General features: G+C 40.9%; 13 protein-coding genes and 1 pseudogene. 3 read left to right on the forward strand and 11 right to left on the reverse strand.

The window, feature by feature from the left end; translation table 11 throughout:
• Positions 1 to 77 precede the first annotated feature (77 nt).
• Positions 78 to 2,000 (reverse strand): hypothetical protein, encoded by a 1,923-nt coding sequence (locus V7K48_RS27285; protein ID WP_335077212.1) that lies wholly within the window; start codon positions 1,998 to 2,000, stop codon positions 78 to 80.
• Positions 2,001 to 2,014: 14 nt separating this feature from the next.
• On the reverse strand, positions 2,015 to 2,920 hold the full coding sequence (locus tag V7K48_RS27290; RefSeq protein ID WP_335077214.1) for a hypothetical protein: 906 nt from the start codon (positions 2,918 to 2,920) through the stop codon (positions 2,015 to 2,017).
• Between the two features lie 272 nt (positions 2,921 to 3,192).
• Here V7K48_RS27290 and V7K48_RS27295 point away from each other — a divergent pair, with 272 nt between their 5' ends.
• Positions 3,193 to 3,984 (forward strand): SAM hydrolase/SAM-dependent halogenase family protein, encoded by a 792-nt coding sequence (locus tag V7K48_RS27295; RefSeq protein WP_335077216.1) that lies wholly within the window; start codon positions 3,193 to 3,195, stop codon positions 3,982 to 3,984.
• Between the two features lie 670 nt (positions 3,985 to 4,654).
• On the opposite strand, the gene V7K48_RS27300 is transcribed toward V7K48_RS27295, so the two are convergent.
• Together V7K48_RS27300 and V7K48_RS27305 are read right to left on the reverse strand one after the other, a co-directional pair.
• A complete protein-coding gene (locus V7K48_RS27300) occupies positions 4,655 to 5,395 on the reverse strand; it encodes an SDR family oxidoreductase (protein ID WP_335077218.1) in 741 nt (246 codons plus the stop codon).
• Positions 5,396 to 6,320: 925 nt separating this feature from the next.
• On the reverse strand, positions 6,321 to 7,064 hold the full coding sequence (locus V7K48_RS27305; RefSeq protein WP_335077220.1) for a response regulator transcription factor: 744 nt from the start codon (positions 7,062 to 7,064) through the stop codon (positions 6,321 to 6,323).
• 157 nt (positions 7,065 to 7,221) lie between these two features.
• On the opposite strand from V7K48_RS27305, the pseudogene V7K48_RS27310 reads away from it, so the two are divergent.
• Positions 7,222 to 7,997: pseudogene (locus V7K48_RS27310) on the forward strand (alpha/beta fold hydrolase); the annotation flags it as partial.
• 102 nt (positions 7,998 to 8,099) lie between these two features.
• On the opposite strand, the gene V7K48_RS27315 reads toward V7K48_RS27310, so the two are convergent.
• Positions 8,100 to 9,065: an acyltransferase family protein gene (locus V7K48_RS27315; RefSeq protein ID WP_335077223.1), complete on the reverse strand. Its 966-nt coding sequence runs from the start codon at positions 9,063 to 9,065 to the stop codon at positions 8,100 to 8,102.
• A gap of 331 nt (positions 9,066 to 9,396) precedes the next feature.
• On the opposite strand from V7K48_RS27315, the gene hetI reads away from it, so the two are divergent.
• The gene (gene hetI, locus V7K48_RS27320) at positions 9,397 to 10,116 is read left to right on the forward strand and encodes a 4'-phosphopantetheinyl transferase HetI (RefSeq protein WP_335077225.1); all 720 of its coding nucleotides are present in this window, start codon (positions 9,397 to 9,399) and stop codon (positions 10,114 to 10,116) included.
• A gap of 20 nt (positions 10,117 to 10,136) precedes the next feature.
• Here hetI and V7K48_RS27325 read toward each other — a convergent pair whose 3' ends face one another.
• The 6 genes from V7K48_RS27325 to V7K48_RS27350 all read right to left on the reverse strand — a co-directional run bounded on the left by V7K48_RS27325 (position 10,137) and on the right by V7K48_RS27350 (position 21,982).
• Positions 10,137 to 10,940 carry an SDR family NAD(P)-dependent oxidoreductase gene (locus V7K48_RS27325; RefSeq protein WP_335077228.1) on the reverse strand — a complete coding sequence of 268 codons (804 nt, stop codon included), beginning with the start codon at positions 10,938 to 10,940 and terminating at the stop codon, positions 10,137 to 10,139.
• Positions 10,941 to 11,408: 468 nt separating this feature from the next.
• Entirely contained in the window at positions 11,409 to 11,645 is a 237-nt protein-coding gene (locus tag V7K48_RS27330; RefSeq protein WP_335077230.1) for a hypothetical protein, read from the reverse strand.
• Positions 11,646 to 11,716: 71 nt separating this feature from the next.
• Positions 11,717 to 13,240 carry a thioester reductase domain-containing protein gene (locus V7K48_RS27335; protein WP_335077232.1) on the reverse strand — a complete coding sequence of 508 codons (1,524 nt, stop codon included), beginning with the start codon at positions 13,238 to 13,240 and terminating at the stop codon, positions 11,717 to 11,719.
• 2 nt (positions 13,241 to 13,242) lie between these two features.
• The gene (locus tag V7K48_RS27340) at positions 13,243 to 14,916 is read right to left on the reverse strand and encodes a PfaD family polyunsaturated fatty acid/polyketide biosynthesis protein (protein WP_335077234.1); all 1,674 of its coding nucleotides are present in this window, start codon (positions 14,914 to 14,916) and stop codon (positions 13,243 to 13,245) included.
• Positions 14,917 to 15,188: 272 nt separating this feature from the next.
• Positions 15,189 to 19,955 carry a PfaB family protein gene (locus V7K48_RS27345; protein WP_335077236.1) on the reverse strand — a complete coding sequence of 1,589 codons (4,767 nt, stop codon included), beginning with the start codon at positions 19,953 to 19,955 and terminating at the stop codon, positions 15,189 to 15,191.
• A 299-nt stretch (positions 19,956 to 20,254) separates the two neighbouring features.
• Complete coding sequence (locus V7K48_RS27350) at positions 20,255 to 21,982, reverse strand: SDR family NAD(P)-dependent oxidoreductase (RefSeq protein ID WP_335077238.1); 1,728 nt, start codon at positions 21,980 to 21,982, stop codon at positions 20,255 to 20,257.
• Between the last annotated feature and the right edge of the window lie 86 nt (positions 21,983 to 22,068).

A 22,068-nucleotide genomic window follows, 5' to 3' on the forward strand; every position in this document is an offset into this window, starting at 1 on the left:
CTATCGCCATCATTTTTAAATCCTTAGTAGATGCAATCAGAATTTCTAAAAACTATATTTACTGGTATACATCACCGTTATTGGATCAGAATTATACAAGATTGAACCTTGGTGGAGAGGGTTTTTTGAAGCCCTTCCTCAACTTTGCCAATCAGTTTGTCAAAAGCCTCTTGATCCGCTGTCAGTTGTTCTTGAATAACTTTCTTTAACTCAGGCTTTATTTGCTCACATATATCCTCGATTTTTCTGTCGCCCAAAAAACTAGAACGAGTCCAACCAGGTACATCCACATTTGTCTTGATTACTTCTTGAACAGTCTTGCGATTTAGCTCCATTCCTGCTGCCATCAGCGAAGCCCCATATACTAGTGCAATAGGCCAGGTTAAATGCCCAGTTAGTATTAGAGTGATGATGCTAGCCACAGCGCCTCCACCAATTATTACATTGACAATAAACGCCACTGTCTCAGCAATGATAGCATCTCCAATTCGTAGCTCTGGGTTAACAAAATTTGGGTCAATGCTATCCTCGAATCTCAAGCTGCTTCTAGGTATCTGAAACTTTCGACATATTGGATCGGTTTGTGCAGCTAAATCAGGTTGGATTTTCTTATTAAACCAAGAAGTGCATTGATTATTAATTATCTGCCCAGCGAGATCACTTTTGAGCCACTGTTCTGCCCGACTGATCAAAGATATTTCCAAATCTGCTAAAGTCCGTATTTTGTTTTTTTGCCAATCTTTTAAACCTGGTTTAACTGCGTTGACAATCAAGCCATCTGTCAAAGGCTTAGTTAGTGATTCGATTAACTCCGGGATATGCCTCTCAATCAAACCTTTAAGCTGATTCGAGGTAAATAGTTTGTTGACTTCTTCTTTAAAAGCAGTCGCACGCAGATCCCATCGTCCAACTCGTGCTAAACCCATTGCAATACACCGTTCCGGTTCCGGATCAGGGCGAAGCAGCGTTTCTGGTTCGGGAAACATTTCCTGACAAAGAAAGTGCGTAAACTTCATGCGAGATGCACCGCCAGTCATCAGCACAAGTTTCGGCACGATTCCAAGTTCGTCCAGCTTTTCTTTTGCCTCAATTAAAGAGTCGCGAAACGATCGCATCCAACTATGCAGCTTCAGTTCAGGTAAGGGTTGGTTTAAGATTTCCTCCATCATCAATTTATTTACTTGCGGAATAAAATAAATCTGTTCGTTGATAGACTCGAAACCACGCGCAAAGGATTCAGGATCGCTGTATAGTTGTTCATTAGAAAAGTAATCTTCTTTAGCTTTGCGGCAAGCAAGTTCACAACGAGCTTGGTGATGCGGATATTCCTGAAATACTTTTTCGAGTAATGCTTTTTGCTCGTGGTTGGCGAGAGTCCGGGCAAAAATAGCTTTGTCAATTAAAGATGCTCCTAAAGTATTACTCCCGAAATCTATCGGGATCTCTTCTAAGCTCTTAACCAGAGTAAAATCTGTGGTTGAAGAACCAATATCAACAATTAGCACCGATGCAACAAGTTTGTCATACTCCAGCTTCCCGGCTTCCTTGGCTTGCATGAAAGCAGCCCGCGATTCCGGTACAACATTTAGTCGGGGAATGCCAGCTTCTTGAAGTAGCTTTTGGTATTCGGTGCGATCGCTAATTGACCAACCGGAAGGGCAACCAATGTAAAAATAGCTACCTTCCCCACCTTCAACTTGTTTGCTTTCTTTTAACAGGCGGTAGTAAGTTGCGACAAAAGTGCTAATTGTTTCCCGATATTTGGGATCGTTGTTGGGTTTTTGCTTGAAAGAAATTGTCAGTTGGGTAACGCCAGCTTGAATTAATGCTTGTTCTCCGACAAGATAACCGAGTTTAGGATGCCAACCAAGAGCTGTAACTTGGTTCTTCTTGTTATTAATCTCCAGCATCTGGGGGGGTTCGATGCTTTCCACTATAGCTTTAGCTACAGCCGTTTCACCGTGTCCCAAATCAAAACCGATTGTTTCTAAAATTTCCATACCCTTATTGTCTATTATTCTCTAGAAGAAGAATACACTGGCTCAATTACCCGGCCGCGCCTCAGGAGGCGATCGCCTTTCAACAAAGCAGGAGTTAGAGTTACGTGATCTTTGGTATCAGGGTCGATACTTGGCTCAAAGTCAAAATACTCGCGATCGCTATGAGGGTCATTTTGTCGGTAAATTTGAGCGTTAATTCCCTGAGACATTAAAATCTGTGGCAGAAGTTTCGCCAGTTCATGAGCCATTTGGGGTTTATCAAGTTTTGATGCGCCCATTAGCCTTTGCAAAAAGTTCAATAGCTCTGGGAGTTCTTCTATTGCTAAATCACCTTCATGTTTATTCGATTCTTCTACTCTAGCCACTGCTAGGTCGATCGTGTTGAGAGCATCGCCGAGGTGATCTAGAAATACTTTGCTATCAACCCGGAGAATAGGTTGAGGTAATTCCAATAGCTCTTGAGACATAGAATTTTGCTGGTTGTTTAAGTCGAGTTGAAGTACAACTTCTAATCCTAAAAGTAGAGAAGTTAGTAAGATAGCCATCCATGCACCTGGGGTATTTTTAGTTAAGGATAACAACGAACCTAAGATGCCTATATAAACGAGTCCCTGTAGCAGTTTCAGGATTAATCTGTTGGGAAAAAACTTTGTACCTGGGTTAGTAATTTGGCTTTGCTCTATTGGAGCAAGTTGAGAATAATTAGCCGCCGCGAGAGTGGCGATGGATTGCCGCAGCGTATCCAGAAAAAAGGAAGCCAGACGAACTTGAGCCAGATTAAGCTTTTCAATGTAAATTCTTTCGAGATGATCGAGTCGGTTCTGAACCAGCTTAATTATCTGCTCAATGTTGGTTGTGTTATCAATATCTGTCTGGAGTTGGTTGCGTTCTTCGCTAAAAAGTGAGGTTATTGTTTTCATTGGGTTGACTAAGACTTTAACGTTACTAATAAGGGTAAAATGAGCAGTTGTATGTTCATTTCACACTGTAAACAGATGATGACTGAATAATTTATAGTTCATAATTGATGATTCATAATTATGTTACATCAAGGATTTAAACCCCAACTAAAACAGGACTGCTAAAAGAAGCACCGCGGACAAACCCTTTTTAATTATGAATTATGAATTATGAATTAATGATTATGAATTAGGTTGATTGTAAATTACTACACTCAAAAAGGAGAAACAGAATGTTTATCTGCGTCATTGCAGACTACGGTACAGGAGATCCGGCATTTACAGAAGTCACACAACGTCTGCTGATGGCTTTTCCCGATGCCCAAATTCATTTGCTTTCAGTTCCAGCATTTAGTACCTTGGCAACCGGATTCTGGATTGCCCAACTGGGACTCAACCCAGGCCCTAGCGATCGCCTAATTTATCATAACTGTGCGCCTCGTCAAGATGATCCCGAAGCTCGGCGGGACAATGAAGGTGAAGGACTAACTTATGCACTTTTATCGAATGGTGTAAAAGTAGTAGGTGTGAATGCAGGCTACACCCTCTCTTTTATCAAAGACTATACAAAGGAGTTGCGAGTGGTCAACGTTTCTCGTGGTGGCTCGCAGTTTCGCTCACGGGATGTCTTTCCTCCAGCTGCGGCTGCGGTGATGGGTGAAGATTTTAGCCTTCTGGGAGATAGCTTTAAGAGTGAGCAAATCCCAGATGTTCCACCAGATCGAATTGCCTGGATTGATGGCTACGGCAACATCAAAACAACCATTGGGGCGCATACACTGAATTTAGAGCCTCAAACGAAGATTGTGATTCGGATTGGAGATGTGGTCAGTGATGCAGTGTATTCTGATGGCAGCTTCAAGGTGTCTGAAGGAACTTTGGCCTTTGCTCCTGGTAGTTCCGGTTGGTCAACAGGCGATTCCGGAGAACCATTGCGCTTCCTAGAGTTGTTTCTGCGAGGTGGAAGTGCTTGGGAGCGCTTTGGCCGTCCGCGTGTAAATCAGCAGGTAACTCGAATTGCGTGAAATCGGGTAGTTGGCTTGTGTGACCGAATTTTAGATTTTAAATTTTGGATAATGGAATTGAAAGATTCAAAATTTAAAAAGGTCTGAAAGCAAACGAATTTAAACGTGATAGGACTTACGCATCACTTACGGAATAACGAACCGCAGAGGCGCAGAGAAGCCAGTGCGCCCTTGCGGTTAAGAGACTTGTTCGCGCAGCGTCTCCCCTTGGGAGAAGCAACTGGCGCGACACGGAGAAATCAGAGTTTCAGAGATATTTTGCGTAAGTCCTAATCAAGTACGAAATGTAGGGGCAATACCCTGTGGGAAGCCGCTTCTCTACCTTCGCGCAGCGTGTCGCAGACAGACGCTCCGCGAATGCGTCTACATGAATTGCCCCTACGCGAAATCAAGGCTTTCACTGCCTTTTTGCGTAAGTCCTGTGCGAGAACAATTCTATTATCCAAAATCTAAAATTATTTATTCAGAGCAACTGCTTAAAGAGCATGAACGCCCAAGGGACAAGCATGGGGTCAATCTAAAATCGTTCGACTGAGCGACTTGCCTTGAGCATTCGTGCAGCGTCTCGTAGAGAAGCCGAGGTAAAGGAGCCGAAGTCTAAAATCCAAAATCCAAAATTGTTTGACCGTAGCTGAGTGCAGGCTAGATTTATCGAGCTGACCAAAAGCGATTAGATTTGTCCTATACCGCCATCAACGAACAATTCGATGGCGGTAATATAACTGCTGTCGTCTGAAGCCAGGAACACGACAGCTTTTGCCACTTCATCCGGTGTTCCTACGCGCCCCAGCGGAGCGCCATTCAACATCGCTGTATACATTTCGTCAGTTATCCCAAGACCCTCATAAGCTGGTGTAGGAACGATTCCAGGGCTGACGACATTGACCCGGATGTGGCGTTCTTTGAGGTCAACCGACCAAGTGCGTGCAAATGAGCGCACGGCTGCCTTAGTCGCGGCATAAATACTAAATGCGGGTTGGCCTTTGGAGGCTGATACCGAAGCGTTCAAAATAATTGAACTGCCATCTTTAAGCAGTGGTAGCGCCTTTTGCACCGTGAAGGCAACACCTTTGACGTTAATGTTAAATGTCTTGTCGAAATGCTCCTCAGTGATCTGTTCGAGCGGCACAAACTCACCGCTACCTGCGTTTGCAAAGAGGATATCAAGGTGTCCTTTCTGCTCTTTAATCGTGGCATAAAGGCGATCAAGATCGGCGAGATTCGACACGTCACCTTGAACAGCAGTGACATTTTCGCCGATCTCCTTAATCGCAGCATCAAGTCCATCTTGACGACGACCTGTGATAAAAACGTGCGCCCCCTCTGCGACAAACCGCTTTGCTGTGGCTAGTCCAATGCCACTGTTACCGCCGGTAACAAGTGCGATTTTTCCTGTGAATTTCTGTGACATGGTAATGGCTCCCTTGAATGAGTTGAGTGTGAACGAGAGATTTATTCGATAAGTTCTATGCTTAAGCGCTGTAGCCGCCTTCGACATCAAGCACCGTCCCGTGTCCCGGTACAGGCGAGGAAAATGATGTCGAAGGCGACTTCCTCCAGACGGGTATAATGCGTGATCGCAAGATAATCCCCAAAGCGGATTATCTTAATTGCCAGTGCGTCATTTATTTACCAATCGGTATAAAAGTTGATATCACCTTTTAACTCATGTTGTCAAGTGATTTTTATACTAGAAAATAGAAAAATCTAATCGCCAACGTCGGCGCGATCGCTCTGGCCAGTTTTGTTGCAACCGTCAACGTTGACATGGCAGTCCAAGCTGCCAGCATGTGATCAAAGAACTAAGATTTAGAACCACGACAAGCGACTTGATATCCACTCACTTTTCTCATAGTCAACTTCGTGCAACAACTAGGAAATTTATTAGTTAAGTATAGGGATTGTGTAGCTGGCTGAAGTGCTGACCACCGGAGCGATCGCCATCAGGGTAAACGCACTCTTATTTATGAAACCCTTGTTGTATAAGGATCTTGAGCAAAAAATCGCCTAAATTCTCAAATGCCCAAACCCTTGCTATTAAAGAATTCTTATCCTTTAGATGCGTTTGCCCTGTGATCGCTTACTATATTGCTATCCCAAAGTCCTATTCTCTCATCGCTTATTGTTATTAAGTCTAAGCTGTTGACATGATTTTAGACTAATACCCATGGGATAAAATGATTTCCCTATCTATATAAGTTTGTAGAGACGTTGCATTGCAACGTCTCTACACACCGGAAAATCTCAGCAATAACCTTAACTAAACGGTAAGGAATTAAGAGTTTCTAGAAGTTCTTGTCTAAGTGATAGCTTAGTTAAGGTAATTTAGCATGATTTCATTCAACGACTGTTACCGAAGCCCCTTCAGTTGATGGAGGTATACCGGGTAACTCAAGACAGTATCCGGCACCATACACTGTCTTGATATAGCGGGGGTGGCGGGGATCTGGTTCTAGCTTGGTTCTCAAGTGGCGAATATGGACTCGAATCGTTTCAATGTCATCATCAGGATCGTAGCCCCAAACTTCTCTGAGGATTTCGCTGGGGGAAACCGTTTGACCGTGGCGTTGCAGCAAGCAGTGAAGTAGCTCAAATTCCAAGTGAGTCAATTTCACCGTCTCATTGAACCATATTGCCTCAAATCTTTCGGGAACGAGAGTGAGTGAGCCATAGTTCAGAATCTCACTGTGCTTGGCTGCTTGGGGAATCCGGTCAGTCCGCCGCAAAAGTGCCCGCACCCGCGCCAGCATTTCTTCAACTTCAAAAGGCTTGGTGAGGTAGTCATCTGCGCCAGCATTGAAGCCTTCCACCTTGTTCTGAGTTTGGCTCAAAGCCGTCAACATTAACACCGGAATCTCAGAGGTGCGATCGTCGCGACGCAGGCGTTGGCAAACGGTAAACCCATCTACCCTGGGCAACATCAAATCGAGCATGATCAAGTCTGGTTGTAGCTGGAGAGCCAGCGCTTGACCTTTGATACCGTCTTCAGCTTGACTTACATCGTAGCCAGCCATTTCCAAGTTGACGGCAACTAGTTCTGAAATCGCTGGGTCATCGTCTATGACAAGAATCCTCGGCATTCTTAAAAAATTATTACTACTTATTAAGGATAAATAACAACCTTTGATAGATACAAAGATTTTTGAATCGATTATGAAAAAGGTTTTAAATCTTACATAAATATTAAGATTAAATGACTGTGAAATCAAGACTCAATTACACGAAATCTTATAGTCTATGATGTGTTATACTGCCCATTACAATCCGTCTCAATTTTTACAAAACGGTGTAAAGATGACTGTATACACCGCTTTGTGGGGAAGACGTTACTGGAAAAGTATTACCCAAGATCCAGAACCGTATTATCAGGAAAAAATCTTTACTGGTAGCCAAGGTGTGCCAATTTTTGGCTTGGTTGCATCCTTAAAAATGCTCATAGCACGATTATCGGTACTTATGGCATTACTGGAGAGTTAGAAACAGAATGGTTTTTGAGAGTGCTAGGACGTAAGGCTTATGCTCAAGGATACGCTGTGGTGTTATTTGATTGGCGTGCCCACGGCAAAACTGCCGTTTTGTCCCCAACTCTGACTGATGATGGACTGTACGAGGGGGAAGATTTTGTTCGCATCGCTGCTAAGGCAATGGGATGTCCTGGGAAATTTTGGTTTACAGGGTATTCTTTAGGAGGGCAATTAGCACTATGGGCAGTGAAGGTCGCTCTTGAAGTGATTAGGGAGCATGGAGATTTAGGACTAGAAGATAGCGATATTGGCGATAGTATGGTGATTTGTCCCAGTTTGGATTCTGAGCGATCGCTATCTTATCTAGTTACAACGCCCTTTGGCAGATATTTGGAAACAGGGATTGCACAGAATTTAAAAAAACTGGCATGGCAAATCCATGATGCCCATCTTGGAAGCATTGATCCAGCAGCGATTGAACGGGCGAATAGTATTTGGGGTTTTGACAATGAACTGGTAATTAACCGACTAAGTTTTCCTTCTGTGGAATGGGATACAACCAAATCCTAGTTTGATTGTATTCAAACTCTATGCCCTACCGTATACCCTTGCCTACTAATAGCAACATGGTCTTCTGTGAATCAACATCCTTTAATTATGTTGATTTCTAATTTTTTTACGCCAAGCAATTACTGGCTTTTCAAAACAGAAAAAACCTATTGCTGAAAGAAATGTAGAAAATAATAGCATTAGCAAAATCCATTTTAAGTTCCAGTGTATCCCTAGTTTCTCAAACTCAAAAATAATCAAGTAATGAGATAAGAATAATCCGTAAGATAGATTACCTAAAAGTTCATCTAAATATGTTTTTTTAATTTTTATTAATAAAGGTATAATCATAATTCCTAATATTAATCCTATCAATACTTCTCGATTGTAGGGCAATATCAAACGGGGATATAAAAAAGTTGCTGCCAATAATAAACAGGAAAAAATTAATGTGTACTTTACTGGCTGATTTGTAATAATATTGTTATTTTTATGTAAAAAGCTACCACAAAAAAAGATAAATATTGTTCCAAATATTAATCTATAACCAAAATAATCTGTGTTAATAATTCCTAAATAAGCCATAAAAAAAATTATATATGATAATAGAAAAAAGACTTTTTGTAATTTATATATTAATAAAAATGGAATTAAGATATAAAAACATCCTTCAAGACCCAGCGACCATGCAGGTGGAATAATTATGAATTTCTCTCCTACCCAAGGAATCATATAAAATCCCATAGGTATTATCAAAAGATTTTGTAATAATCCAATTTCTGTAGGTTTACTAAGATAATGTGAGTTGAATCCAAAGATAAAATAAATAATTAAAACTGCTATTATGTTAAATAAATACTGCGGATAAATTCTCAAAATCCTATCGAGATAGAACCAAACAATTTTTTTCGGCTCAAAATAGTTTTTAGATATCAAGGCTGTCATTACATATCCACTTATAATAAAGAATGATATTACGGCTATCACTCCGGGGTTTAAGCCGTTTATAAGTACTCCTGCATGACTTATGGCAACAAAGATTGATAACAGGAAACGATAGATTCCCATTAGATATCTCCAAAAATAAAATTACCTAGTGTTATTTTAGTATAATTAATAAATAAAACTTTTTGAGAACATTAGTTAATTATTCAACTATATGGAAAAACACACGAAAGCCATCAAGTTATTTGATTGGACTGGAGTATGAATAGTTTGGCTTTACTGCTCCCTTTTTACTAAAGTACTACTTTTTACTTTCCCAAATTACAATGTCAACACCAATAAGAACCTAATCAAAGTTAATCTCATACCCAATTCAAAATTTAATTATGAATTATGAACTACGTTAGCGTAGCAGTAGCGAGTCTGCAAACTTCATTACGAATTACGAATTATCATGACTGCTACTCATAATCTCTGGCTACCTACACCGACAAATTTAACTTTGTTACAGAATGAGATTCATGTCTGGCGCATAGACCTTGACCAACCAGAACCAGATCTGCAAAATTTGACAGCAACTCTTTCCAGTGACGAAATGGCTCGGGCTGAACGGTTCTATTTTCAGGAACATCGGCAGCGGTTCATTGCTGGCCGTGGTATTCTCCGAACTATATTAGGTCGCTATTTAGATATCCAGCCCTCACAAGTTCAGTTTAATTATCAACACCGTGGTAAACCAGTATTGGCAGATGCATTTGCCGATACTGGACTGGCGTTTAACTTGTCTCATTCCCAAGGGTTGGGTTTGTGTGCGGTAAATTGCACCCGCCCAATTGGCGTAGACCTAGAATATATTCGCCCAATGTCTGATTTAGAAACTCTTGCCAAACGGTTCTTTTTATCGAGAGAATATGAAATGTTGCGATCGCTATCTCCCAGCGAACAGCAAAAGGTATTTTTCCGTTACTGGACTTGTAAAGAAGCTTATTTAAAAGCAACTGGAGACGGACTAGCTCAGTTAGAGCAAATTGAGGTGTCACTGACTCCTACAGAAGCAGCCAAGTTACAGATATCTGAAGACTGGAGTCTTTTTGAATTAGTGCCTGCTAACAATTATGTTGCTGCTGTTGCTATAGAGAATTTTGACTGGCATTTAAAGTGTTGGCAGTATTGATGTTCAGTATTTTAAATCGTTTATTTATCTTCCTGCATATTTCTGACAATTTTTGTCACCAAGTTTCTGGGTACAAATCTAACACTTTTTGCAAGTAGTTTATTCATAAAACCAGGAATGACAATGGTTTGACCCTTCATTAAGGCGCGAAAACCAATTTCGGCTACTGTTTGTGCATCCATCATCTTCTTGCCCTTGAGCAACTTCGAGTCAGCCATCCCGGTTCTTTCATGAAACGCAGATGCTGTTGAGCCTGGGCAAAGAACTGTCACGGTGACACCTGTACCTTCTAATTCATTAGCGATCGCTTCTGAAAAAGATAAGATATAGGCTTTAGTAGCAAAATAAACCGCCATCAAAGGGCCTGGTTGAAAGGCAGCGGCTGAGGCGACATTTAATATTTTTCCTTCACCTTGCTTTACCATGTCCTTCAGGAATAGCTTGGTTAAATGGGTGAGACACACCAAATTTACCTGTAGCATTTCCAGTTCAGTCGCTAGGTCTGTTTCATGAAATAATCCATAGATCCCAAATCCAGCATTATTTACCAGCACATCAACCTTAATATTGGCTTGTTGCAACTCTGCAAAAATTTCTTCAGGAGCTGTTGGTATAGATAGATCCTTAACAAGAGTTGTAACAAAATTTCCGAATTTTTCTTGGAATTTAACTGCAATTTCTACAAGCATTACCCCATTTCTATCTACTAAAACAAGATTGTAATCATGAGCAGCAAAAAGACATGCTAATTGATAGCCAATTCCACCTGCTGCTCCAGTAATAAGAGCAGTTTGTTTGTTCTGTCCTCGGTGTGTTGTGTTCATGTAAAAAGGTTGGTGAATTCGACTTGATGAAGCTGCATTACATTTATAGTGGTTATCGTTCTACAAATAAGTGCGCGTAATATCTGAACCGACAAGAAATGTCTTAAGTTATTACCCTTTCAATTGCTTGTGTAGTGCCTTGGGTAGATGTAGCAGTCTAAACATAAATTTAGGACTTATGCATCGAATAAGTTGGGCATTAAAAAAGTTCAGTTATTCCAGACTGCTAGTGTAGATGCGTGGCGGCTTGTCGCCAGATAGCGCTTTTGATTACTCACAAAAACAAGCAGATAAAATCAAACTTTTATGCCTGACACTAACTATTCTATCCTTGATCGCTTCTATCAAAAGGTGAATCCTAAAAGTTTACATTATTGAGTATAAAAAAACAGGACAATTAGATTGCCGCTGTTGGTGTATGAGTTGTTGGTGGCATTGGAAATATTGACTATTAAGTAGTACTGAGTCCTAAAGAACATGGACTAAACAAAACACAAAACTTCTGTTTTGTAGGGGAGCCAGTGCGTTGCGGTGAGTCCAGCGCCGTAGGCGACTGGCTTTCCCGTTGGGAGGTTCCTGACGCAAGGGTAACGCAGCATTAGCGACTCGCTCTAAGCGAACGCGAATAGCGTCTCTAAGAGTTTCCATGCCACAGGCTTTACGCGCTACCCGTTGTCGCAACTGGCGTAGTGTTACGGCTTCCATAACGCTCCGAAAATATTCAGGATGGTGCGTTACGTTCCTAACGCAACACACCTTACGAAAGTTGTGAATTCCTAAGCGATATTTAAGAAGCCGCTTTGAATCAAGTAGGCGGTATAAGTCATAAACAATTGAGAGTTAATGGGAGGACAAACAATAGAACTGCCTGCTAGTGCATGAAGGGTATCTTGGCAGCTAATATGGGGTCTTCGAGCTTGTAGGTACAAATCAGGAATAGTCAGTTGTTCATCAGACCAGCGTTCCAGTAAAAAGGGTCGCAGAGTGTATAAAGGATTATCCACAGAAGACACATTATTGATTAACTCTGCTTGCCATTCTTCATAGGGAATCATCTTAACTGAATAACCAAATGAGCGTATCCACTCAACTAGTATTTTAAAAGCGGCAGGTTGGGGATGTTGTAAATTGAAAGCTTTTCCTATGGATTCTTTTTGCCGTGATAGATAAACAACGGCTTTACTTACATAGTCCACAGGAGACATATCTAACATATAATCTACATCAGGGAAACTTCCCATTTGTAGACAGCCCTTGGTCATCAAATTGATAAAGTCATGTGTATTACAAATGCCTGTTTTGCTATCTCCTGAAATCAGTGGCGGTCTGTACATAGTTACAGGAAGTCCTCGGTCACGAGCAATCTTGACTAACTTTTCAGCTACCCATTTAGTTTGGGAGTAACCAAGATAAATACCTTCCCAATGATTGAATTCATCCTGTTCTTTGACAACCTTGCCAGCATAAGCAGTCGATTCAAAAACAGCAACACTAGAAACGTAATGTACAGGCTTGACTTTAATTTGACATGCCAGCCTCAAAACTTCCTGTGTTCCTAAAACATTGGCTGCTTTTAGTGCAGAGTAGGGAAAAACATAATTCAACAAAGCACCACTATGATATATAGTATCAATATTGGCAGCTAAAATTTGAAACTGTTCAGAGCCAACACCTAACAATGGCTGAGATAAATCGCCGACAATAGGAATAACTCTGGAGTTAAATTCTTCCTGCCAAATTGCATACTGTTGCAGATTATTTTGGAGTTTGCTCTTGCCTTCTTCGGTATTAGCAGCACGCACTAAGCAATAGATATCCGCATTAGTTTCTTGGAGTAATTCCCGGATGACAAAAGCTCCTAAAAAGCCTGTTCCTCCAGTTAAAAAGATGTTTCTGGGTTCACCTACAGGCACATTAGATGCAGCGCCGGGATGGATGGTGGGGTCAAGAACAGCCTCGGCACTCAAATTTAGAACAGAGGGGGCAGCGTTGGCATTAGAAGATGTCTGACGCACAACTTTTGTGTCTTGAACTGGTGAACCCTCTTGCACTTCTTCAGCTAAACGCTGTGAAAGAGCTTCAATACTTGGGTAATGCCACAGGAGCAACGGAGATGGTTGAAATCCTAGCAGTTTTTCTAATTTACTTACTAGAATCATTGCTTGGGCTGAATCCAAGCCAGAATTTTCTAAATGTTCTTTGACATCTATTTCATCAGTTGTTACTCCTAGCAACTCGGCTAAGTTAGATATCAAAAATACTTGAATATCATCTGCTGTAAAAGACTGTTTTATAGTCATTTTTAAATCTCCACTAATTTAGAAGGGACAGGGTGATAGTGACTGTAATAATCGGAAGCTTGCAGTCCTTGAATTTTCAAATTTTGAACACGATACAAAAAGGCTGCACCAGTCATAATTTGATTAGCAACATCAACTACCTGACGATTATTTGCTTCAGACAGGTAGGAACCCCGTACCCAGTCATTGAAACCGCCCATTGCTGGGCCACACCAAATCTGATAATCGACTTCTCTACCTTTTTCACCAGAACTAGACCAACGAGAAGATAATCCTAGATACCAGCGGAAAATCAACGCCATTTTCAGTTTAGGATTATTGACTGCCTTACCCAGTTTTTCAGGATTTTTCTGGGACAAATAAGCCGCTGTTCCTTCCCATACTTCAGCAATACTCTTACGAAAAACTTGTTTTTCTAATTTCTCTCTTTCTACCAAAGGAATCTCTTCAATCGAATCATAAGCGCGATATAGTTCAAATAATTTCTGCGCTCGCATGGGGAACATCGTACCCCGTTTGAGGACTTGTAATTTGACCCCCATTTCAAACATATCTGCTGCTGGGGCCATCATCACATCAGCCATTTCTGCTTGAGCTAGTAATTTTTTGGTATGTTCACAAGCCCCAGATTCAACGCATGACTGATTAATGGAACCGGTCATTACATAAGCAGCACCCATCATGAAGGCTGCTAATGCTGATTGTGGTGTACCAATTCCCCCTGCTACTCCGATTCTAATAGGTGTTTGGTAATGATATTGTGCTTGAATTTCATCCCGCAAGGCAATAATAGAAGGTAACAAACAAACCAGGGGACGGTTATCTGTATGACCCCCAGAATCAGCCTCGACAGTAATATCATCAGCCATTGGAACTTTAGCTGCAAGGGTTGCTTGTAATTCAGTAATTAATCCTTGTTCAAGAAGTTCTTTGAGAATTCTAGCTGGTGCTGGCTGCAAAAATTTAGTAGCAACTTCTCGGCGAGAAATTTTGGCAATGATTTTATTTTTGATTTCAATTTGATTGGCGTTATTCAACCCTAATCCAGCAACACGGTAATAAACAATGTTGGGAGTCAAGTCGAGAAATGCAGATGCTTCTACTGTTCTCACTTGATATTTGAGGTATAAATCCACTGCCCTACGTTCAATCGCAGGTTCATTGGGACTGTGAATTAAATTAAAGGCGTAGGGTCCTTGAGGTAAAGCTTCTTGAATGCGATTTATGGCTACTTCCAAACGTTCTGGAATTAAACCACCTGCACCAAAGGAACTCAAAATTTGCGCTTTTCCTAGTGCAATGACCATTTCTTCAGAAGCAATTCCGCCAGCCATTGCGCCAGTAACATAAGCATATTTCACTCCATGAAAGGAGAGAAAATTGGGATCTCCAAACTGTTGAATGTGAATTGGTGCTACAAATGTCAGCAGTTCTACTTGTGCTGTTGTGCCATTATCACCAGGGGATAAATATCCCTCATTAGTGACACCGATTTTTCCGGCAACTTTCACGATGTAACAGGGTTTATCTAACACCATCAATTTACTTTTGATGGTTTGTTGCTCAAAAGATACAGTTTCTAAAGAACCTTTCCAAACCTGGTTTTTGTTATAAGACCAGGCAGAAAAATTAAGACCATCATCGTGTTTACTTAGCACCGTATCTACGGTTGTCACGGCAGTTATCCCTCTGAATTACAAGCAATGGATGATAAAAGCTGAAGGGTGTAGACTTTTTATAAAAGTCTATGTTTTCATACCAATTCTCTATGAAGATGCATGTAATAATTATTAAAGGAACCACTAAGGACGCCTTCTCTACGAGAGGCTTCTCTTTCAGAGACGCTAACGCGAATGCCAACGCGCAGCGTCTCGTTAGAGAAGGACACCAAGGAAGAGATGAGTTAAGAATTAGTTGGTGCAAGTTGAGAGAGAATTGGTATGATTTATTAGGATTCGTCGTTAAGCAAGTTTTGGGCGCAAGTTAGTTGCAATTGAATGATTTCGCTCATTTGTTGACTATAATCTTGTCTAGCTTGTAAAAAAGCAGTGTGCGCTTTAGTTATCTTTGAATTATTAGCATTAAGCTTTTGATACTGAGTCTTATTTAAATCGAACATGCTGATGATGCTACTAATTTTTTGAGTAATGACAGGTGGAGAAGAAAGAGGAATTTGCTGCCCAATTGCGCTTGACTCAGAAGATTGTAATTGTTCTCTCGGTTCAAAACCGTTATCAATGATATTTTTTGGTTTGACTTCTTCTGTCTGAGTAAGGGATGGCAAGATGTTAGAAGAATAACTTTCTTGTTGAGTTATTTTGTTGGAAGTATTAAGAGAATCTGTGATTTCAGATTCTTGGATATTAGGTATACTTGAATGCTGTTTTTTGAAGCGATCGCTCCTAATATCTCCAGCAAAATCTTCAACAAGTTTGCGATTTTCGTTACTCAAAATTGTAGCAGCGATCGCTTTCCCACCCAAGGTAACTGTTCTCAATGTTGCTTTAGTTTGATTGGTGGTTTCTTGGACTTTGCTGTAGAGTGGTGATAAATCCACATTCACCTGATGACTGAGTAGTTTTGCTAATGCTTTGACTATAGAAGCATGGTCATCCATACCTCTACGATTCAGAGAAACTGTGAGGTGTTCTTTCTTGCCAAGAGTTTTATCAATCCATCGTGAACAAACACTACCTGCGCCTGCTTCTAAAAATATTCGCACACCATCATCGTAGACACGATTAACTAATCGGGGAAAATCAAGCTCTTGGCACAATCCTTTGGCAATGCTGTGAGCGATCGCTTCACTTTCAAGTGCGAGCGGTTGATAATCAGCAGCAGAATAAAAAACAATACCTGGGAGAGTTTGCGATGGTAAAGTGTTTACCTTCTTGATTTCCTCATACTGCGATCGCATCGTCTCACAATGGATTACGTGGTCGAAGGGAGCTGGAAAAGCATTACAACCTAGAGTTTGAATTACTCGCTTACAAGCTGCTTCATCACCAGCAATTAACACTTCTTCTGGTGTATTAATTTGAGTTAAATAAACCCGATTCTCATGTTTAAGACATTCTCTGACTTGGGATGGTGTGGCTATGAGAACATAGGTTATCCAAAAGTTGTTTTGTGAATCAGGAACATCTTTTAATCCCCAATACTCACGCACAGCATTTTTAGGGCCAGATAATCTATCTCCAAAGAGAGGGGATGAGTTTAAAGTGTTACTTCCACCAGAAAAATTGCTCCAAACTCCTTGGGCAGACATCATGCTAGTTTCGCCCAGACTATAGCCAAAGACACATTGTGGTTTGACTTTAAAATCATCTCGAATAATTGTGGTAATGAGTCGAGAATAAGCAATTTCTGTTTCAAACATGGCTAGGGAATCGTCTAGGAATTCTTTTTCAAGAGTTTCTAGTTGTCTGGTAGAAAACTTATGCAAGCTTCGGGGATAAAGTCGCTGATGAATTTCGATGGCACGGTTGGCAAGACTATTGAATATTGTGTCATCGTAGACTTTCGGGAATAAGCGGAAGAGATTCTGACCGATACCCACATAAGAATTGACAGCTGCTGGATAAACGTAAGCGATCGCTCCGGTTTTACCCAATGGTTTAGCTGTGAAATAACTTCCTATTGGTGTTTGCCAATCTGTGCCGTTCTCAAAGGCATTGTTTACACCTTTACGGGCAGATTCAATTTCTTTGAGTAGTTCTTTTTTATTACGTCCTGTGATTGAGAAGACGTATTTTGCCTCAGGATGCTGTTCAAAATTAGCAAATGTTTGACTGGCTGTAGTGGATAAAGAAGAACTAGTTTCGATGGTTTGTTGAAGATTGTTAAGTAAATCTGGGATGTTGGAGCGATCGCTAACTGCGATCGGGAACAGATGAAAAGGCATTTGCTGCAAATATCTATTGTCCCGCTCCTCTTGATTGGGTTCCTCCGATAAGATTAAATGGGCATAACTCCCATCTATACCCATACTATTAATTGCTGCTATTCTGCGTGTGGCATCTTTATCGATAAACCAAGGTCTTGATTCCATTGCGACATAGAAAGGGCTACCTTCCCATACTTGCGGTGTTTTGACACCAGACCATTTGGGAGTGCCGGGAATATACCTGTAATAAAGACACAGAGCGGTTTTAATTAAGCTAGCAATTCCCGATGCTGTACAGGTGTGACCAATATTAGCTTTGACGCTGCCCAATGCACAGTGCAAACCACTTCCCACTTTCGGATAAGCTTGAAGCAAACCTGTGATTTCGGCTTCATCCTCCTGGAGAATACCACTACCGAAAACTTCCACATAATTAACATCTGTGGGTTGAATATCTGCAATCTGGAAAGCTTGTTTGCAGACATTGCTGATAGCTGAAGCATCAGGCTTTACCGGAGCGTTACTGACAGTAGAATTATCTTGAGCGAAACTCATGGCATCAATAACTGCATAGATGCGTTCCTTGTTTTCCTTAGCAGTTTCGTAGCGTTTCAGGACGACAGCACCCGCACCTTCGCCAACCGTCCAGCCATTGGCTTGTTGATCAAAACTCAACGTATTCACACCCGTATTAATTGGTGCAAACTGGTTGCGGAATAAGACATTTTCCACACCACCTGCCAAATCCACTGCACCAACAACCACTGCATCTACTTCTCCAGTAGTAAGTAGCATTTGTGCAACTTCCAACGCCTTAAGGGCAGAATTTTCGCCAGCCGTCATCGTGAATGCAGGGCCAGTGAAATTCCATAAAGTAGAAATTCGACTCGCCATAATGTTGGCGATATGACTGACATATTCGCCGATTTCTACTGGTTGGTGAATGCTATCTTTGACAATGGTTTCCAGTTGCGCCAGCTGTTCAGCAGGCAAAGAAACTTCTTGCGCGAGTAAGCCGTCCTTAACCTGCCAAGACAGATTCCATCTTTGCTGTAGCTGATGTACAGAAAACTCTGTCTCAGCGGCGACAATAACCGCTACATTGCTACCCTCCTGTAGTTTCGCATCTTTCACGGCGCGATCGGCAACCTTTAAGAGCAATAATTGTTGTGGGTTTAATTTTTCTATTTCATTAGGTGGGATTTTGCACGAGAAAGTATCTATTTCAAAATCTTTGATGTATGCTCCAACTGGTGCTTTAGCATCTGTTAAACCGTACTCTTTCAGAACATTTTCTTGATTTTCTATACCGTGCCATCTTTGAGGCGGTAGGGAAATAAAATGTTGGGTTCCATCATAAATACTCCGTTCAAAAGCATCTAAACTATTGCAGCTACCGAAAAAGGCATCCATGCCGACAATGGCAATTTTGGCAGGTGGAATAGGTGCAGTTGAATCAACTGGTTGTGTTGTAGTTCCTTGTTCTAAAATCAGATGAGAATTAGTGCCGCCAAAACCAAAAGCACTGATGCCTGCCCGTTTAATTTGTGTATTATTATTCGGCCATGACGTAGCTGTTCTAACAATTTTGTCGGCAGAAATTGTTTTCTTTTCGGAAATTAAAGGTTCAGTAACATTTATGGTTGGTGGAATTACGCCATGAGACATACTCAAAATCACTTTAGTCAAGCCAACCATACCAGCAGCAGTTAGCAAGTGACCAGTATTTGCTTTGGCAGAACCCACCAAAGGCGCAGCTTGATTTTGACCAAAAAATGTTTCTATGGAGTTGAATTCGGTTGTATCTCCTAGCAATGTGCCAGTGGCGTGACACTCTAGATAATCGATGGTTTTTGGACTAATTTTTGCCTCATGATAGGCTCGTTCAAAAGCTAAGATTTGTCCTTTAGGATTAGGACTAAGTAGGTGCTTACCTTTGCCATCATTTGAGAGTCCATTACCGCAGATAGTGGCGAGAATATTATTGCCGTCTCTAACAGCATCAGAATATCTTTTCAGCATCACCATCCCAACACCATCGGCAGGAATTAGCCCTCTAGAGGACTTATCTAAGGGGCGGCTGATACCGTTTTCTGGATACCCTTGAACACCAGAAAATAACATCCGCACGAATAGGGAATCTGCACAACTTATGGCTCCAGCTAACATGACATCAGCTTTGTGTGACCATAAGTAATGAGACGCTAGCTTAATCGCATAAAATGATGACGAACAAGCAGCATCCAGACATAAATTAATCTGGGAGAGTGAAAAGGCTTGAGCAATTGTAGATGCTGGTAAACCAGATATCATCGCATTGTACAAAGACGCTTTAGTTGCACTTGGCAGAATAGTTAAATCAAAGTCTTCATACTGCAAAAGTTCTCTGACAGCAGGTGTGATCGCTTTCTGGTAAATTGGAGAGAATAATTGATTAGATAATTTTGTCGGAAATGACAAATTGCCTAAAATTACGCCGCATTTTGAGAGAACAGTTTGATTACCCCAATAACCACTCTGTACAATTGCCTGTTTGGCGGCATACAATGACCATTTGAAGGTGTTATCTAAGCCAGTAAGAAATTCTGATGGGAGATTGTATTCGGAAGGATTAAATTGAAAGTTGCGGATGTACCCGCCTTTGAGAGAATAGGTTTTGTCTGGTGTTCCTTTAACTGGATTGTGAAAGATTGTCGGATCTACTCCGATTTCTTCGACTGTTGCAGTAGATGTCGAATCTTTTTGATTAACAATATTATGCCAGAATTCTTCAGGGTTTTTAGCATCGGGGAATAGACATGATAATCCGATGATGGCTATTTTTTCCACTAGTTATATCCTTAAAATTTGGGTATTAGGCAAGAGATATTTAAAACGCAGGATTTACGCTGTTCCCCAAACTTTCAAGAGACGGTTGCTAAAGAAATAGCTTACGCACAAGCCAAAAAAGACGCAGAGAGAAGAAGTTGAAAGTTACAAGTACACATCGGCGGAAATAAACAACCCATTCCAAATCAACGAAATACTAAAGCTGTATTCATTTTGACTTTTGACTTTTGAACGCCAGTTGCTTCAAGTCGGCAGAGCCGCCCAACGCACTGGCTCCTTTTGACTTCCGCGCAGTGGTACTAGCTTCTAAGTAATTTCATCGACCAAATAATTGCTTTTGCTCCGAGTAAACGTGAGTAGACTTGTCCTTCTCGATTGTGGATGATAAAATCGGCGGTTGCACTACTGGGTGTTTTGGCTTTCACTTCACAAGAAACGTAAAAGGGTTCATTGGGTGGTGTGGTTGCAAATTGTTCATATTTTGCGACTTGTCCAGGTAAGCAACCTTCTTGATGAAAATGCTGTGTCCAAACCCAGAGTGCGTGCATACTTAGGTCAGTTGTATATGGATTTACCCATTGGACTGGAAATTGTCCTTGTTGTTTATCTGAGATTTGTTCCCACAGACATTGTGTAGTAATTTTTTCTGTAGTGATATTTAGAACTTTTTGGATTTCTTGAAAACAGGGGCCATGAAATAATGTAGTTTCTCCATTTTGATAAAAAGATTTGCCAGTGAGAGTGATGATATTATCTGGTTCTAGATTCAATGCATCATAAATTGGAATAGTGGGGATTTCTAGTAATAGTTGAATTTGGGCACTGAAATGATAAAATGTTTTTCCATTTGCCTTTTTACTCGATATTTTGGTGTTGAATGTAATCTGTTGAGCATTAGTTTTAGAAATCTCTTCAACATCTAAAATATATTCACTTGCCAGAATTTCATTAAAAGTAATTCCTTTCAAAATTTTGAAATCTTGAGCAGCAAAAAATCTATATCCTGGATAAAGTTGTTCGCAAGAATCAATCATCCATGATAGAGCGCATGTAGCAGGTAACACTGGAGAACCAGCGATCGCATGATCCAATAAAAATGGATTCTCTTCTACTGTCATTCGGCGGCGCATCCGATAGGTATACAGTTCAGAATCTAACTCCCTAGCAAAGAGTACTAGGGGGCTACCAATGACAACTTGTGTATTTTCTCGATAGGCGGGATGCAATTCTTTGACTAACATTTGTGTCCCAGCTTCTACAGGAATCACTTCAACTCCTCGTTCAGCAAAAGCCTTTTTAAGTTCTGGTGACACCATCCCACTATCCCAAGCTCCCCAATTAATTGCCACTACATGACATGAAGGATATTGTTGTTTGAAAATATGCCCTGATTTATTGAGAATTTCATTAGCGATCGCATAATCAGACTGCCCAATATTTCCATGAAAGCCTGTTATCGAAGAAAACAAAACTAAATACTGAAGTTGACTAGGGTTAACGCAAGTAAGTAGATTTTCTAATCCTTGCACTTTAGCGGTGTAAACTTTTTCAAAATCCTGTTCTGTTTTCTTTTCAATTAACTTATCGGCTAAATTTCCAGCGCCGTGGATAATTCCTGTAATCGGCCCAAGATGTTGCACAGCATTGGCAAGTTTTTCTTGTAAAGCTTCCGGATCTGTGACATCGACACTAATATATTCTGCTTTAGCTCCTGTTTTTTGAATTGCTGCTAGGGTGTTTTTAATTTCGCGGCTGGAGGTAATTTTGTTATATATCTTTTGCACACTCATGGGTGTGGGCTTCTCTCCTTGGGAAAGAAGATTTTCCATGATGCATTTTTTCAATGCTGATTCATCAGAATTTTGAGCAAAATCTGGCTCGGTTTCTAATACTTCAGAGCGACCAAGGAGGATGAATTTGCAGGGTTGCTGTTGGGCTAATTTGATAGTACACTCAGCCGTAATCCCTTTTGCACCGCCGCTCACGACAAAGACAGATAATGGACTAAGCTGGGCTGTTTGTGTCATAAATCCTCATGAATAACTGAATAAATTTGGTTTTTTCTGACTCTGTGTCCTCTGCGCCTCTGCAGTTTTTTTTAACGAACCACTCC

The organism is Nostoc sp., assembly GCF_036919615.1.
Lineage (GTDB): Bacteria > Cyanobacteriota > Cyanobacteriia > Cyanobacteriales > Nostocaceae > Nostoc.